This window comes from Kitasatospora terrestris, from assembly GCF_039542905.1.
Classification (GTDB): domain Bacteria; phylum Actinomycetota; class Actinomycetes; order Streptomycetales; family Streptomycetaceae; genus Kitasatospora; species Kitasatospora terrestris.
Genome location: NZ_BAABIS010000001.1, coordinates 5,300,014 through 5,315,651, shown reverse-complemented (window position 1 = coordinate 5,315,651; position 15,638 = coordinate 5,300,014). Strand labels below are relative to the sequence as shown.

Annotated in this window: 12 protein-coding genes; 4 read left to right on the top strand and 8 right to left on the bottom strand. The window is 72.9% G+C overall.

What is annotated here, in order from left to right; all coding sequences use genetic code 11:
• The first annotated feature begins 81 nt into the window (after nucleotides 1-81).
• Nucleotides 82-1,449 (top strand): L-serine ammonia-lyase, encoded by a 1,368-nt coding sequence (locus ABEB06_RS24485; protein ID WP_345699043.1) that lies wholly within the window; start codon nucleotides 82-84, stop codon nucleotides 1,447-1,449.
• A gap of 26 nt (nucleotides 1,450-1,475) precedes the next feature.
• On the opposite strand, the gene ABEB06_RS24480 is transcribed toward ABEB06_RS24485, so the two are convergent.
• The 6 genes from ABEB06_RS24480 to ABEB06_RS24455 all read right to left on the bottom strand — a co-directional run bounded on the left by ABEB06_RS24480 (nucleotide 1,476) and on the right by ABEB06_RS24455 (nucleotide 7,646).
• Nucleotides 1,476-1,766 (bottom strand): hypothetical protein, encoded by a 291-nt coding sequence (locus tag ABEB06_RS24480; protein WP_345699042.1) that lies wholly within the window; start codon nucleotides 1,764-1,766, stop codon nucleotides 1,476-1,478.
• 82 nt (nucleotides 1,767-1,848) lie between these two features.
• Complete coding sequence (locus ABEB06_RS24475) at nucleotides 1,849-2,556, bottom strand: excalibur calcium-binding domain-containing protein (protein WP_345699041.1); 708 nt, start codon at nucleotides 2,554-2,556, stop codon at nucleotides 1,849-1,851.
• Between the two features lie 338 nt (nucleotides 2,557-2,894).
• Nucleotides 2,895-3,353 (bottom strand): ATP-binding protein, encoded by a 459-nt coding sequence (locus ABEB06_RS24470; RefSeq protein ID WP_345699040.1) that lies wholly within the window; start codon nucleotides 3,351-3,353, stop codon nucleotides 2,895-2,897.
• Between the two features lie 245 nt (nucleotides 3,354-3,598).
• Complete coding sequence (locus ABEB06_RS24465) at nucleotides 3,599-4,819, bottom strand: L,D-transpeptidase (protein ID WP_345699039.1); 1,221 nt, start codon at nucleotides 4,817-4,819, stop codon at nucleotides 3,599-3,601.
• A gap of 193 nt (nucleotides 4,820-5,012) precedes the next feature.
• Nucleotides 5,013-6,281, bottom strand: coding sequence for a L,D-transpeptidase (locus ABEB06_RS24460; protein ID WP_345699038.1), 1,269 nt, complete (start codon nucleotides 6,279-6,281; stop codon nucleotides 5,013-5,015).
• 147 nt (nucleotides 6,282-6,428) lie between these two features.
• A complete protein-coding gene (locus ABEB06_RS24455; RefSeq protein WP_345699037.1) occupies nucleotides 6,429-7,646 on the bottom strand; it encodes a L,D-transpeptidase in 1,218 nt (405 codons plus the stop codon).
• Between the two features lie 216 nt (nucleotides 7,647-7,862).
• Between ABEB06_RS24455 and glgX the strand changes: the two genes are divergently transcribed.
• The 3 genes from glgX to ABEB06_RS24440 all read left to right on the top strand — a co-directional run bounded on the left by glgX (nucleotide 7,863) and on the right by ABEB06_RS24440 (nucleotide 13,845).
• Nucleotides 7,863-10,043, top strand: a complete 2,181-nt coding sequence (gene glgX / locus ABEB06_RS24450; protein ID WP_345699036.1) for a glycogen debranching protein GlgX — start codon at nucleotides 7,863-7,865, stop codon at nucleotides 10,041-10,043.
• Between the two features lie 104 nt (nucleotides 10,044-10,147).
• Complete coding sequence (locus tag ABEB06_RS24445; protein ID WP_345699035.1) at nucleotides 10,148-11,998, top strand: ABC transporter ATP-binding protein; 1,851 nt, start codon at nucleotides 10,148-10,150, stop codon at nucleotides 11,996-11,998.
• Nucleotides 11,995-13,845: an ABC transporter ATP-binding protein gene (locus ABEB06_RS24440; RefSeq protein WP_345699034.1), complete on the top strand. Its 1,851-nt coding sequence runs from the start codon at nucleotides 11,995-11,997 to the stop codon at nucleotides 13,843-13,845. Before ABEB06_RS24445 ends, ABEB06_RS24440 begins: the two co-directional genes overlap by 4 nt.
• 22 nt (nucleotides 13,846-13,867) lie before the next feature.
• Here the strand turns inward: ABEB06_RS24440 and ABEB06_RS24435 are convergent, their stop codons facing one another.
• Both ABEB06_RS24435 and pnuC read right to left on the bottom strand, forming a co-directional pair.
• Entirely contained in the window at nucleotides 13,868-14,983 is a 1,116-nt protein-coding gene (locus tag ABEB06_RS24435; RefSeq protein WP_345699033.1) for an AAA family ATPase, read from the bottom strand.
• On the bottom strand, nucleotides 14,980-15,567 hold the full coding sequence (gene pnuC, locus ABEB06_RS24430) for a nicotinamide riboside transporter PnuC (protein WP_345699032.1): 588 nt from the start codon (nucleotides 15,565-15,567) through the stop codon (nucleotides 14,980-14,982). Before pnuC ends, ABEB06_RS24435 begins: the two co-directional genes overlap by 4 nt.
• Nucleotides 15,568-15,638 lie beyond the last annotated feature (71 nt).

Below are 15,638 nucleotides of genomic sequence, written 5' to 3'. Positions count from 1 at the left end.
ACACTGGACAGTGCGCGCGGTGCCCCGTCCCATGTCACCGCCCTCTGTTTACCCCACGAGACCAGACAAGGACGTCCCTCCGTGGCCATCAGCGTCTTCGACCTCTTCTCCATCGGCATCGGCCCCTCGTCGTCGCACACCGTCGGCCCGATGCGCGCGGCCCGGATGTTCGCCCGCCGCCTCAAGTCCGAAGGCCTGATCGCCGACGTCGCCACGCTGCGCGCCGAGCTGTTCGGCTCGCTCGGCGCCACCGGCCACGGCCACGGCACCCCCAAGGCCGTCCTGCTCGGCCTGGAGAACAACTCCCCCCGCACCGTGGACGTCGACCGGGCCGACCTCGACGTCGAGCGGATCCGCGCCGAGAAGCGGATCAACCTGCTCGGCACCCACGAGATCCCGTTCGACCCCGACACCCAGCTGGTCCTGCACCGCCGCAAGGCCCTGCCCTACCACGCCAACGGCATGACCCTCTGGGCCTTCGCCGCCGACGGCTCCACCCTGCTGGAGAAGACCTACTACTCGGTCGGCGGCGGCTTCGTCGTCGACGAGGACGCCATCGGCGCCGACCGCGTCGTCCCCGACGACACCCAGCTGCGCTACCCCTTCCGCACCGGCGAGGAACTGCTCCGGCTCACCCGCGAGACCGGCCTGTCCATCTCCGGGCTGATGCTGGAGAACGAGAAGGCCTGGCGCAGCGAGGCCGAGATCCGCTCCGGCCTGCTGCAGATCTGGGCCGTGATGCAGGAGTGCGTCGCCGCCGGCATGGCCCGCGAGGGCATCCTGCCCGGCGGGCTCAAGGTCCGCCGCCGCGCAGCCGCCGCGGCCCGCGCGCTGCGCGCCGAGGGCATCGGCCCGGCCAACGCGATGGAGTGGGTCACCCTCTACGCGATGGCCGTGAACGAGGAGAACGCCTCCGGCCGCCGCGTGGTCACCGCCCCCACCAACGGCGCCGCCGGCATCATCCCGGCCGTCCTGCACTACTACCTGAACTTCATCCCGGGTGCGGACGAGGACGGCATCGTCCGCTTCCTGCTCGCCGCCGGCGCGATCGGCATGCTCTTCAAGGAGAACGCCTCCATCTCCGGCGCCGAGGTCGGCTGCCAGGGCGAGGTCGGCTCCGCCTGCTCGATGGCCGCCGGCGGCCTCGCCGAGGTCCTCGGCGGCAGCCCCGAGCAGGTCGAGAACGCCGCCGAGATCGGCATCGAGCACAACCTCGGCCTCACCTGCGACCCGGTCGGCGGCCTCGTCCAGATCCCCTGCATCGAGCGCAACGGCATGGCCTCCGTCAAGGCCGTCACCGCCGCCCGGATGGCGCTGCGCGGCGACGGCCGGCACCACGTCTCCCTCGACAAGGCGATCAAGACCATGAAGGAGACCGGCGCCGACATGAAGATCAAGTACAAGGAGACCTCCCGCGGCGGCCTCGCCGTCAACGTCATCGAGTGCTGACCCCGCTGCCCCCGCGGGGGCAGCCCTCAGACGTGAGCGCGGATCTGGCGCACCGGGTGACCCAGCGCGGCCCCCAGGTGCGCCAGTTCCGTCTCGGTGAACCACTCGCGCTCCGGGTTCCAGACCTCGATCTCGAAGCGGGCGATCCGCTCCAGGTTCCCCCCGCAGTCGACCGCCGTGACCCGGTCGTACCAGCTCACCTCGTGGTCCGCGTCCGGCTCCCGTCCGGCGACCAGCGCGGCCACCCGCTCGCCGACCCCCCGCTCCGGCCGCCAGTACGGGTCCGCCGGAATCACCGACAGCACGTCCTCGCTCATCGTCGGCCTTCCTCCTCGATCCACCGGGGACCGCAGCCCCCGCCACCGACACCGGCCGGTGGCGGGGGCTGCGGCCCTCGGGTCACTCGCAGGCGATGCCGTCGTCGTCGCGGTCGAGCGCGGAGCGGTAGCCGGGGTCGCCGCGGTGCAGCGGGGCCGCGCCGGCGGCCCGGGCGGCGGCGCAGTTCGCGTAGTACGGCGCCGAGCCCCCGCCGGAGGACGTCCCGCCGGACGTGGAGCCGCCGGAGGACGAGCCGCCGGTGGTCGTGGAGCCGCCGCCGGTGGACTCGCAGGCGACGCCGTCGCCGTCCGCGTCCAGGCCCGGCCGGTAACCGGGGTCACCGCGGTGCAGCGGGGCGGCGCCGGCGTTGCGGGCCTCGGTGCAGTTGGCGTACGAGACGACGGGCTCCGGGGTGGGCGTCGGTGTCGGAGTCGGCGTGGGGGTGGGCGTCGGAGTCGGGCTGGGGGACGGAGGCGGGGTCGGCGTGGGGGTGGGGCTCGCCTCGGCGGTGGTGGGCGGCGGGGCGGCCGGGGCCGAGGAGGTGGCGGCCGCCGGCTGGACGAAGTCGGCGCGGTCGGCCTTCGGGTCGGCGACCACGGCGCCGAGCCAGATCAGCCCGTAGAGACCGCCGATCACGCTGACCACGACCTTCGCCGGCTTCTGCCACAGCGAGGTCCACACCAGGATCAGTCCGACCGGCGGGAGGAGGAACAGGACCAGCAGGATCGGTCCGGTCCGGCGCCACCAGGGGGCCCGGGCGGGGGCGGGTGGCGGGTAGGCGTAGGTCATTGGCACATCAGAGCAGGGCGCCCGGACCGTACGCGCGAGTATTGATTACATTTCAACTACAACCCGATCAGGCCCCGAGGTGGCCATCCTGGCATCCGAAGGTGAAATGAGCCACAGACCTTAGGATCCAATTTGTCCCAGCCCGTGAGACCGTGCGAGAGTGGAGCAAGTCGGGCAGATCGCCCCGACTTCTGATCCACGGCCTCCCTGACCCGGTTCGGCCGTCTGCACCGCGCGGCACGCACCCCCTCGGCCGGCGCGGTGACATGGCAGGGGCCCCCAGACCACACACACGGTGGACGGGGGCCCCGCACTGTCTCTTCACTCGAACGAGTGGGTCAGGCCTGGGAGTTGGCCGAGCCGGCCCGCTCGCGCACCTTCAGTTCGAACCAGACCGCCTTGCCGCGGGGCAGCAGGTCCGCCCCCCAGCGCTCGGCGATCGAGTCGACCAGCTTGAGCCCGTTGCCGGTGGCGTAGCCGGTCTCGTTGGCGACTATCAGGCAGGGCAGCGCCCGCGAGGAGTCCCGCACTTCGACGCGCAGCCAGCCCGGTCTGCGAATCACCCGCAGCCCGATGATCCGGCCGCCGGTGTGCCGGACGGCGTTGGCGACCAGCTCGCCGGTGAGTAACTCCCCCGCCTCCAGGAGCTGGTGGAGCCCCCAGAGGCGGAGCAGGGCGAGCACCGTACGGCGCGCCACCGCGGCCGAGGCCGGCCGGGAGGGCAGCGGGGCCTCCCGCGGCTCGGCGGGATCGCGGAGCAGCGCGACGCACGCCCGCTCCAGCTCTTCGGACGTCATCCGTTCCAGATCTGCCAGCACCACCAGACCACCGGTCTCCGACAGATCGTCATCGCCCGCTGGTGCCAACCGATGTGACGCCAGAGTCGCTTCGCCGATTCCCGCCATGGGGCCATCATTGCGGAACGCAAGCGGGCGCGTACGGACAATGAGCAAACGATCACTAGTCATTTGGCATATGCCGACCGCAACCGAAAGTTCACTCGAACGGAACCGGGCGGAAGCGGACGGTCACCGGCGGGCGGTCACCAGGAGCCCCAGGGCACGTTCCAGCCGCCGAGGCCGTTCTCCGGCGACACGGTGCGGCCCTTGGAGTTGACCACCGTGACCACGTCGCCGACCATCGTCGACTGGTAGAACTTGCCCGCCGCGGAACTCTCGCTGCCCTCCGCGGTGTCCCGCAGGCCGATGCAGCCGTGGCTGCCGTTGGAGACGCCGATGGCGGAGCTCCAGGAGTTGCCGTGCACGTAGGTGCCGGTGTCGGTGAGCCGGATGGCGTGCGGGACGACCAGGTCGTACTCGTCGTTGGAGCCGGCGGCCGTGATGCCGTTGGAGGTCATCCGGGTGCGGCCCTCCATCGCCTCGACCACCATCGAGCCGTTCCAGGTGTCGAAGCCCGGCTTGCCCGCGGTGAAGGGCACCGAGTCGACCTGCTGGCCGTCGCGGACCACGGCCATCCGGTGGGTGCTGACGTCGACCGTGGAGACCTGCGAGCGGCCGATGGTGAAGGGCTCGTCCTTGTCCACGCCGCCGTACACGCCGGGGGCCGTCTCGACGCTCTTCAGGCGGTACTTCACGGTCACCTTGGTGCCGGGCGTCCAGTACTTCTCCGGGCGGAAGTCGATCCGGTTGTCGTCCATCCAGTGGCCGCGCACCACGGTGCCGTCGGAGGCCTCGACGGTGACGCCCTTGACCACCGCGTCGCGGTTCTTGACCGCTCGCTCGAAGCGCAGCGAGACGATCATGCCGACGCCGTACGTCCCGTCGTCGGTGATGTTGTCGCTGGCGCCCGCGTCCTTGGCCGGGGTGAGCGTGGTGAAGGTGCTCTCGGTGCCGGCGGTGACGCCCTGGGCGTCGACGGCCAGCGCGCTGACCCGGTACTGGGTGGAGACCTGGAGGTTGCCGGTGGGCGCCCAGCTGAGGCCGTCGGCGGCGACCGCGCCGGGCACCTCGGTGCCGTCGGGGGCGGTGACCTTGACGGTGGTCAGCTTGCCGCTCGCCACCGAGACCTTGAGCGCCCCGGCGGGCTTGACGTCCTTCGCCCCGGTCGCCGGCTCGACGGTCACCACGGCGGCCGAGACCGTCGGCTTGGGCGACTCCGCGAGCTTCGCCGCCGCCGGGGCGGCGCCCGCGGGGTCCTTCGTCTTCGCGCCGGCCGCACTGCACCCGGTCAGTGCCGCCGTCAGTATCAGTGCGCCGCCGAGCACCCCGGCCAGGCCCCTGCGCGTCCCTCGCGTCGACTCCACCTTCGCCAACTCCCCACCGCTCTCCGCTGCAGGCCCCGTTCCGGCGATCCGCCCCGGCCTGTCAGCTCTTTACACGGTCCACTCCACCAGGAAGTTGCGGACGCCAGGTCCGGATTCGGTCACGATGGGGGAACGAACGCCGACGGCCCGGCCGCTCCGGGGAGCGGCCGGGCCGTCGAGGGGTCTCAGCAGGTCACCACTGGGCCCACGGCACGGTCCAGCCGCTCAGGCCGTTCTCGCCGGAGACGACCGGGCCCTTGGAGTTCTTGATCTGCACCACGTCGCCGATCATCGAGGAGGCGAAGAACTTGCCCGCGGTGGAGCCGTCGTCGCCGCCCTTGGCGTCCTGCATCGAGATGCAGCCGTGGCTGGCGTTGTACTTGCCGAAGGCGTTGCCCCAGTAGTTGCCGTGCACGTAGGTGCCGGTGGCGGTGAGCCGCATCGCGTGCGGGACGTCCGGGACGTCGTACTCCTCGCCCTTGATGTTGGAGACGGTGGCGGAGTTCATCCGGGTCACCTTCTCCTTGCCGGAGATGACCATGGTGCCGTTCCAGGACGGGTTCTGGTCGTCGCCGGCGGTGATCGGGATCTGCTGGGTCGACCCGTCGCCCTTCTTCACCGTCATCATGTGGCTGCCCGCGTCGGCCACCGAGACCTGGTAGCGGCCGATGGTGAAGGGCTCGTCCTTGTCCACGTCGCCGTAGACGCCGGGCGAGATCTCGACGTTCTTCAGCCGGTACTTCACGGTCACCTTGGTGCCCGGCTTCCAGTACTCCTGCGGACGGAAGTCCAGGCGCTGGGTGCCGAACCAGTGGCCCTTGGCCACGGTGCCGTCGGCGGCGGTCACGGTGATGCCCTTGAGGACGGCGTCCTTGTTCTTCACGGACTTGCTGAAGTTCACCGAGACGATCATGCCGACGCCGTACGTGCCGTTGTCGGCGATGTTGTCGTTGGTCGCGACGGTCTTCGCCGGGGTGAGCGTGGTGAAGCTGGTGGTGGAGGCGGCGACCAGGCCGGCCGCGTCCTTGGCCTGCACGTTCACCTTGTACGTGGTGCCGACGGCGAGCGACTCGGTGGGCTTCCAGGTCAGGTTGTCGGCCGCGATGGCGCCGGCCACCGCCTTGCCGTTCTTGTCGGTCACCTCGACGCTGACCAGCGTGCCGGAGGCGACGCTGACCTGGACGCCGTCCTTGGGGGCCACGTCCTCGGCGCCGTCCTTGGGGGTGACGGTCAGCTGGGCGGCCGAGACCTTCGGGGCCGCCGGGCTGCTGGCCGAGCTCGCGGAACCTCCGCCGCCGCCGTCGGCCGAGCCGCCGCCCTTGGCACCTCCGCCGCCGCTGCAGGCCGCGGTCAGCAGCAGCGCGCCGCCCACCAGTGCGGCCACGCCCACGCGGGCCGCACGGCCCCGTCCGGCGCCCGCAGTCGTACTCGTCGCGGCTTCGGCCGCCTGAACCGGCTTCACTCGGTCGTCTCCCTCCCGGTATCCACAGCGAATACACGCCTGTGCGCCCGGGTTGGTTGCACCGGGGAATGGCAGGATAACGGGCCCGTTCGAGTGAATCTTGGGCGGGAGGCCGGTGCCGGTTCCGTGAACCCCGTGCGCACGGGGTCAGCGCACGCGCAGCGCGCTGCCCGCGACCCACTGGGCCCAGCCGAGGTTCCAGCCGTTCAGGCCGTTGTCCGGCGGCACCCGGTCGCCCGCCGCGCCGCGCACCTCGATCACGTCGCCGATCAGGGTGTGTTCGAAGAGCCAGCCGGCCGGGGAGTCCGCCGAGCCGCCCTTGACGTCCGCCAGCCCGATGCAGCCGTGGCTGGTGTTGGCGCTGCCGAAGACCTCGCGGGACGCCCAGTAGTTGCCGTGCACGAAGGTGCCCGAGCCGGTCAGCCGCATCGCGTGCGGCACGTCCTTGATGTCGTACTCGTCGCCCATCCCCACGGTCTGCGAGTTCATCCGGGTCACCGCGTACTTCTCCGAGACGACCATCGCGCCGAGGTAGGTGGAGTGCTCCGGGCTGCCGCCGCTGATCTTCAGGGTGCGCAGCAGCCTGCCGTCCTGCCGGACGGACAGGGTGTGGGTGTCCAGGTCGGCGACCGAGACCTGCGACCGGCCGACGGTGAAGTGCACGTCCTTGGCCTGGGTGCCGACGAAGCCGGGGGCGCCCTGCACGTCCTTGAGCCGCAGCGCCAGGGTGACCCGGGTGCCGGCCGCCCAGTAGCGCTGGGGCCGGAAGTCCAGCCGCCGGTTGCCGAACCAGTGGCCGACCACCGGCACCGGCGGGTCGGCGGTGACGGTGATCGCCCGCTCCACCGCCGCGCGGTCGGTGATCGGGCGGGTGAAGCGCAGCGAGACCGGCATGCCGACGCCGACCGTGGAGCCGTCCTCGGGGGTGAAGAAGGCGGCGAAGGTGCGGTCCGGGGCGAGCGTGGTGAAGCCGGTGTGCTGGGCGGCCTTCAGGCCCGAGGCGTCCTCGGCGACCGCGTCCAGGGTGTACGCGGTGGCGAGCGCGAGGCGCCCGGCCGGGGCCCAGGCGGTGCCGTCCGGCCCGATCGTGCCGGGCACCTCGGCGCCCCGGTCGTCGGCGAGCCTCACCGACAGCAGCCGGCCCTGGGCGACGGTGACCCGGACCGCGCCCTCGACGGCCACGTCCTGGCTGCCGTCCGCCGGCTCGGCGGCGAGCTGGGCCCGGGAGACCGCCGGGGCGGGCGCCGCCGGCCCGACCCGGTCGGCGGAGGCGGGCGCGGGCCGGGCGGTCGAGCAGCCGACCAGCAGCAGCCCGAGGACGGCCGCCGCCGACCGCCGTGCCCAGACCCGAACTCCGGGGCGCATCGCGGGCCTCCGCCTGTACTAGATCCACTCGATACCGGTCGGTCTAACGACCTGTACCGGCCGTGGACACGAGGGAACGTTTTCGCAGGCCTCCCGGTGGGCACGAGGCAGAATTGATCACGGTGCGTCACGGTACGGATCAATGGGTGACGAAGGCATCGGATCAGGGAACAACAGGGAGACGGGGACGGGCCCCCGTATGGCTGGGAGGGTTCCATGACCGCGTGGCGGGAGCTGGGGACGGACACCCCCTGGACGGGCACGCCCTGGCCGGGCAGCTGGCAGCCGCTGGGCGCCCGGTTCCGGACCGACCCGGAGGGCACCAGCGGCACCAACTTCGCGCTCTGGGCGCCGGGGGCCGAGGCGGTCGACCTCTGCCTGTTCGACGAGGAGGGCCGGGAGAGCCGGCACCGGCTCACCGAGCAGGACTTCCAGACCTGGCACGGGTACCTGCCCGGGGTCCTGCCCGGCACCCGGTACGGCTTCCGGGTGCACGGCCGCTGGGACCCGTGGACCGGCGCCCGGTGGAACCCGGCCAAACTGCTGCTCGACCCGTACGCGCGGGCGATCGACGGGCAGTACACCGCGCACGACGCGACCTGCGCCGCCGTCCGCGGCTGGCCCGAGCGGGAGGTCGCCGACACGGTCCGCGACAACCGCGACTCGGCGCCGTACGTGCCCAAGGCGGTGGTGGTCCACGACGACGACGACTGGTACGACGACCACCGGCCGAAGACCCCCTGGGCCGAGACCGTGCTGTACGAGGTGCACGTGCGCGGCTTCACCATGCGCCACCCCGGCGTGCCGCCGGAGCTGCGCGGCACCTACGCCGGGCTGGCGCACCCGGCGGCCGTCGAGCACCTGACCCGGCTCGGGGTGACCGCGGTGGAGCTGCTGCCGGTCCACCACCACGTCAGCGAGGACCACCTGCAGGCCCGCGGCCTGACCAACTACTGGGGCTACAACACCCTGGGCTTCTTCGCCCCGCACGCCGGCTACGCGGCGGCCGGCAGCCGGGGGCAGCAGGTCGGCGAGTTCAAGCGGATGGTGCGGGCCCTGCACGCGGCCGGCATCGAGGTGATCCTCGACGTGGTCTACAACCACACCGCCGAGTCCGGGGTGATGGGCCCCTCGCTGTCCTTCCGGGGCGTCGACAACGGCGGCTACTACCGGCTGGACCGCTCCCGGCGCGGCTACGCGGACTACACCGGCTGCGGCAACACCCTGGACACCCGGCAGCCGCACGTGATCCGGCTGATCACCGACTCGCTGCGGTACTGGGTGGCCGAGATGGGCGTGGACGGCTTCCGCTTCGACCTGGCGGCCGCGCTCGCCCGGGGCAGCGACGGCGTGGAGATGCACCACCCGTTCCTGGCCGCGGTCTCCCAGGACCCGCTGCTCAGCCGGGTCAAGCTGATCGCCGAACCGTGGGACGTCGGCCCGGGCGGCTACCAGGTGGGCGGCTTCCCGCCGCTGTGGGCCGAGTGGAACGACAAGTATCGGGACACCGTCCGGGACTTCTGGCGCGGTGCCCGGCCCGACGTCCGGGAGCTCGGCTACCGGCTGTCCGGCTCCTCCGACCTCTACCAGCGCGGCGGGCGGCGGCCGTACGCCTCGGTCAACTTCGTCACCGCGCACGACGGCTTCACGCTGCGCGACCTGGTCTCGTACAACCGCAAGCACAACGAGGCCAACGGCGAGTCCAACCGGGACGGCACCGACGACAACCGCTCGTGGAACTGCGGCGCCGAGGGCGAGAGCGACGACCCCGCGGTGACCGGGCTGCGGGGGCGCCAGCTGCGCAACCTGATGGCCACCCTGCTGCTCTCCACCGGCGTCCCGATGATCACCGCCGGGGACGAGCTGGGCCGCACCCAGGGCGGCAACAACAACGCCTACTGCCAGGACACCGAGCTGAGCTGGCTGGACTGGTCGCTGCTGGAGCAGCCGGAGTGGCGCTCGCTCTGCGAGCTGACCGGCCGGCTGGTGCGGCTGCGCCGCGAGCACCCGGTGCTGCGCCAGCGGGCCTTCTTCTCCGGCCGGACGGCCGGCCCGGGCGGGCCGCGCGACCTCGGCTGGTTCACTCCGGCCGGGCGGGAGATGACCGAGGCGGACTGGTTCGCGCCGACCCACGCGCTGGGCATGCTGCTCTCCGGCAGCGCCATGTCCGAGCGCGACCTGCGCGGCCGGGAGGTCTTCGACGACAGCTTCCTGCTGCTGCTCAACGCCGGGCACCAGCCGCTCGCCTTCACCCTGCCGGGCGAGCCCTGGGCGACCGGCTACCGGGTCCTGGTGGACACCGCCCTGCCCGACGAACCGGACGGCGTCCACAAGGCGCTGGCCCGGGTCACCCTCGAAGCCCGTTCGCTCCAACTCCTGCGGGCCGTCGGCCCCTAGAGCCCCTCCTGTCGCTTCGCACCCGTCCGACCGTGGCCGGTTCTCGACGACAGGTGCGAAAAACCTGGTGAGAAATGTCGGTGCGGCGGCCTACCCTCTCGGCGATGGCCGAGAACCAAGAGACCGCCGCCCCGCCCACCCCCGCGGACGGCGACGGGCTCTCACCAGACCGAACAGCCGTGCCGACCCCGTCGCGGCACTCCGTCGTACGCTCCCTGCTGCGCCTGTGGCCCTACGCGCGGGTCGCCCGGTGGCGGATCGCCGGCTCGGTGGCCGCCGCCGGGCTGGCCTCGCTGAGCGTGCTCGCCGTGCCGATCGTGCTGCGCTCGATCGTCGACGGCCCGATCGCCCACCGCGACCTGGCCGCCCTCTGGCCGCTGGCCGGGCTGCTGCTCGCGCTGGGCCTGGCCGAGGCGGCACTGTTCTGGACCCGACGGGTGGTCCTGGCCCGGCCGATGGCCCGGGTCGAGACCGCGATGCGCGGCGACCTCTACGCGAAGCTGCAGCGGCTGCCGGTCTCCTTCCACGACCGCTGGCCCTCCGGCCAGCTGCTGTCCCGGGCCACCGCGGACATGTTCGTGATGCGGCTGTTCTTCGTCTTCCCGCTGGTCTTCCTGATCGTCAACTCGACGGTCTTCCTGACCGGCACCGCGCTGATGTTCCTGCTGGACTGGCGGCTCGCGCTGATCACCCTGCTGCCCGCGCTGCCGCTGATCGTCTACACCCGGCGCTTCGAGGGCAACTACCAGGTCACCTCGCGCCTCGCCCAGGACCAGAACGGCGACCTGACCACCGTGGTCGAGGAGTCGGTGCTCGGCATCCGCATCCTCAAGGCCTTCGGCCGGCACCGCACCATGGCCGAGGAGTTCCGCCGCCTCGGTCTGGAGCTGCGGCGGACCGAGCTGCGCCGGGCCGGCCTGCTCGGCAACCTGTGGGCGGTCATCGTCGGCCTGCCCGAGCTGGCCCTCGGCTGCGCGCTCGCCGTCGGCGCCTGGCAGGTCGCCGACGGCTCGATGTCGGCCGGCACCCTGGTCGCCTTCCTGTCCACCGCGCTCGCCCTGCGCTGGCCGGTGGAGTCGCTCGGCTGGCTGCTCGGCTTCGCCGCCGAGGCGGCCAGCGCCTCCGACCGCTTCTTCGAGGTGATGGACGAGCCCGAGGCCTCCGCCGAGCCCAGCGGCCTCGCCCCCGCCGAGGAGCGCGGCATCCGCTTCACCGGCGTCCGCTTCCGCTACCCGGACGCACCGGACGACACCCCCGACCTGCTCGACGGGATCGACCTGCACGTCCGCCCCGGAGAGACGATGGCCCTGGTCGGCACCACCGGCTGCGGCAAGACCACGCTCACCGCGCTGATCCCCCGGCTGTACGAGACCACCGGGGGCTCGATCACCCTGGACGGCACCGACATCCGCGACCTGCCCCGGGCGCGGCTGCGCGAGCTGGTCTCGGTCGCCTTCGAGGAGCCCACCCTGTTCTCCGCCAGCGTCCGGGAGAACGTCCTGATGGGCGCCCCCGACGCCGGACCCGACCGGCTCGCCGTCGCACTGGCCACCGCCCAGGCCGGCTTCGTGGAGAAGCTGCCCGAGGGCGCCGACACCCAGGTCGGCGAGCAGGGCCTGAGCCTGTCCGGCGGCCAGCGCCAGCGCCTCGCGCTGGCCCGCGCCGTGGTCGGCGACCCGCGCTTCCTGGTCCTCGACGACCCGCTGTCCGCCCTCGACGTGCACACCGAGGCCCTGGTCGAGCGCGCGCTGCGCCAGGTGCTCGCCTCCACCACCGCGCTGGTGGTCGCCCACCGGCCGTCCACCGTGCTGCTGGCCGACCGGGTCGCCCTGCTGGAGGGCGGCCGGATCGCCGCCGTCGGCACCCACCAGGAGCTGCTGCACAGCTCCCCGGCCTACCGGGCCCTGATGTCCGGCGAGGCCGCCCCCGAGCTCGAAGGGTCCCTGCCCCGATGACCACCACCGTCGCCCCCGCGGAACCGGCCGAGGAGCAACTCCCACCCGCCGAGGACCCCGCGCTGCCCGCCGCCGAGGACGAGGACATCCCCGTCCCGCCCGGAGCCCCGCGCCGCCTGCTCGGCGAACTGCTCGGCCCGCACCGCCGCCGGATCACCGGCGCGGTGCTGCTGATCCTCGTCCAGCAGGCCGCCATGCAGGCCGGTCCGCTGCTGGTCGCGCTCGCCATGGACCGCGGCATCCCCGCGCTGCGCGACCACGACAGCGGCCCGCTGATCGCGGTCATCGCCGCGTACCTGGGCTGCGCGCTGGTCGCCACCGTGCTGCAGCGCGCCTTCATCCGGGTCAGCGCCCGGATCAACCAGGACATCCTGCTCGACCTGCGCAGCCGGATCTTCCGGCACGCCCAGCGGCTCAGCCTCGACTTCCACGAGCGCTACACCTCCGGCCGGATCATCTCCCGCGCCACCAGCGACGTGGACGCGCTGCGCGAGCTGCTCGCCGAGGGCCTGCAGGAACTGCTGATGGTCGGCCTGTCGGTCTGCTACATCACCGTGGTGCTGATCTGGATGGACTGGCGGCTCGGCCTCGCCGCGCTGATCTCCTTCCTGCCGATGTACCTGATCGTCCGCTCCTTCCGGCGCCGCTCCCAGCAGGTCTACCGGCGCTCCCGGACGGCGGTCGCCGCGCTCATCGTCCGCTTCACCGAGACCATGAACGGCATCCGCCCCGTCCAGGCCTTCCGCCGCGAGGCCGCCAACGAGAAGGCCTTCGCCACCGTCAACCGGCAGTCCGCCGCCGCCACCGCCGACGGCCTGCTGGAGATGGCCCGGTACGTCGGCCTGTCCCGGGCCACCGCCAACGTCTGGATCACCGCCGTCGTGCTGTACGGCGCGTACCTGGTCACCGACGGCAGCCTGGAGCTCGGCGTGCTCACCGCCTTCGTGCTCTACCTGCGCCGCCTGTACGACCCGATCGACCAGCTGGCGATGTTCCTGAACAGCTACCAGTCCGCCGCCGCCGCGCTGGAGAAGATGGCCGGCCTGCTCGCCCACGAGCCGACCGTCGCCGAGACCACCGCGCCCGTCGAGCTGCCCGAAGCCGCCGGGAAGGGCCGCGAGGTCGGCTTCCGCGGCGTCCGCTTCGCCTACCGGACCGGGAAGGAGGTGCTGCCCACCTTCGACCTGGTGCTGCCCGCCGGGCAGACCACCGCCGTGGTCGGCGCCACCGGCGCCGGCAAGTCCACCCTGGCCAAGCTGCTCGCCCGGTTCTACGACCCGACCGACGGCCGGGTCACCCTGGACGGCGTCGACCTGCGCGACCTGGCCACCCCGACCCTGCGCGCCAACGTGGTGATGGTCACCCAGGAGTCCTTCCTGTTCTCCGGGACGGTCGCCGAGAACATCGCCATCGGCCGGCCCGACGCCACCCGCGAGGAGGTCGAGGAGGCCGCCCGGGCGATCGGCGCGCACGAGTTCATCACCGCCCTGCCGAACGGCTACGACACCGACGTCCGCAAGCGGGGCGGCCGGATCTCGGCCGGCCAGCGCCAACTGGTCGCCTTCGCCCGGGCACTGCTCGCCGACCCGGCCGTGCTGATCCTGGACGAGGCCACCTCGTCGTTGGACGTGCCCGGCGAGCAGGCGGTGCAGCGCGCGATGCGGACCGTGCTGGCCGGCCGCACCTCGGTGATCATCGCCCACCGGCTCTCCACCGTGGAGATCGCCGACCGCGTCCTGGTGATGGACCAGGGCCGGGTGGTCGAGGACGGCACCCCCGCCGACCTCACCGCCGGCGAGGGCCGCTTCGCCACCCTCCACCAGACCTGGCGCGACAGCCTCGTGTAGCGGACCGCCCCGACAGGGGCGTTCACCCGAGGGGGTCGGCCAGGCCCGGGCCCTCCGCCAGCAGGCGGTCGACCGCGGCCAGGGCGGTGGCGAGTCGCTCCTCGCGGCTGCCGGTCACCTCGATCCAGGGGACCGGCTGGGCGGCCAGCACCTCGCGGAAGCGGCCGTTCATCCAGGCCCGCAGGTGCTCGCCGTCGCGCAGGCCGTCGTCCTCGAACGCGACGCCCACCTCCGAGGTGAGCAGGTACAGCGCCCGCGCGGGCATCGCCGCGGCCAGCTCCCGCACCTCGGGGGTGACCGCGCCGACGTACCGCTCCTGCCAGACGGTGGTGGCCAGCGCGTCGGTGTCGCAGACCAGCACCGGCCCGCCGGAACGGGCGGCCCTCTCCTCGGCCTCGGTCTGCCGCCGGGCCACCAGGGCGAAGTCCGGGTCGCCCCACTCCAGGTCGAAGACGGTCGGCCCGGGTCCGTCGGCCGGGGCGAGCGCGCGGGCGACGGCGAGCTTGGCCACGGTCAGTTCCCGCCCGTACTCGGGCACCCAGCCGGTCGGGCCGTGCGGGCCGCCGCGGGCGCGCAGCGCCTCGGCGAGGTCGCGGGAGAGCGTGGTCGTCCCGGTGGACTCGGCGCCCAGCACCACCACCCGGCGGGTCAGCCAGGCGCGGACCGGCGGCTCCAGGTCGGCCCAGTGCGCGACCGGGTCGGCCCGCACCTTCGTCCCGGAGACCGGGAAGGTGTCCCGGGGCCGGTCGAGCACCACCGGCGCGGCGCCGAAGCGGCGGGCCAGCTCGACCCCGTACGGCTCGGAGCTGAACACCGCGTCGACCGGCGGCTCCCCCGCCGGCCCCGCCGCCCGCACCGCGTCCCGCATCAGGGCGACGTGTCCGGCCCAGACCTCCTCGCTGTCGTAGTCGACCTCCAGGTTGTCCACGGTGCCGACCACCCGTACCCGGGGCTCGGCGGCCCACGCCTCGCGGATCCACGCCAGCCGCGCGGCCAGCGGTATCGACTCCACGTCGGCGGCCATCACCACCACGGTGACCCGCTCGCAGGCGTCGGCGGCGCTGCGGATCAGGAAGTGGTGCCCGGCGTGCGGCGGGTAGAACTTGCCGATCACCAGCCCGTGCCCGAAGCGGCTCATGCGCCCGCCACCGCCATCCGGCCGAGGTCGGTCCGTTCGCGCTGCCAGGCCCGCAGGCCGGCCAGGCACATCGCGAGGAACAGCACGTAGACCGCGCCGGTCAGGTAGAGGCCCTTGGCGAGGTAGAGCGGGACGTAGACCAGGTCGGCGGCGATCCAGAACCACCAGGTCTCGATGCGCTTGGTGTTCAGCAGCCACTGGGCGGCGAGCGAGAGCGCGGTGGTGAGCGCGTCCCAGAACGGTGCGCTGTCGCCGGCGCGGGCCAGCACCAGGGTCAGGCCCGCGGTCACCGGGACCAGCAGCGCGGCCGTCAGCGCGACGGTGCGCGGGCCGGCGGAGCGGATCTCCCGCCGGCCGTGCCGTTCCCCGCCGCGCAGCCACTGCCACCAGCCGTGCGCGCCGAGCGCCAGGAAGACGATCTGCAGCGCGGCGTCGGCGTACAGCTGGGCACCGGTGAAGAGCACCAGGAAGAACAGGCAGTTGGCGATGCCGACCGGGAAGTTCCAGACGCTCGCCCGGACGGTCAGTGCGACGCACGCCGCGCCGGTGGCGAAGCCCAGCAGTTCGGTCCAGTCGAACGACATGACCCCTCCTCGATTAACGTCAGGGTGACGATAAGGGAAATGCGGGAGCCTGCCAAGTGCCGGGACGGCTA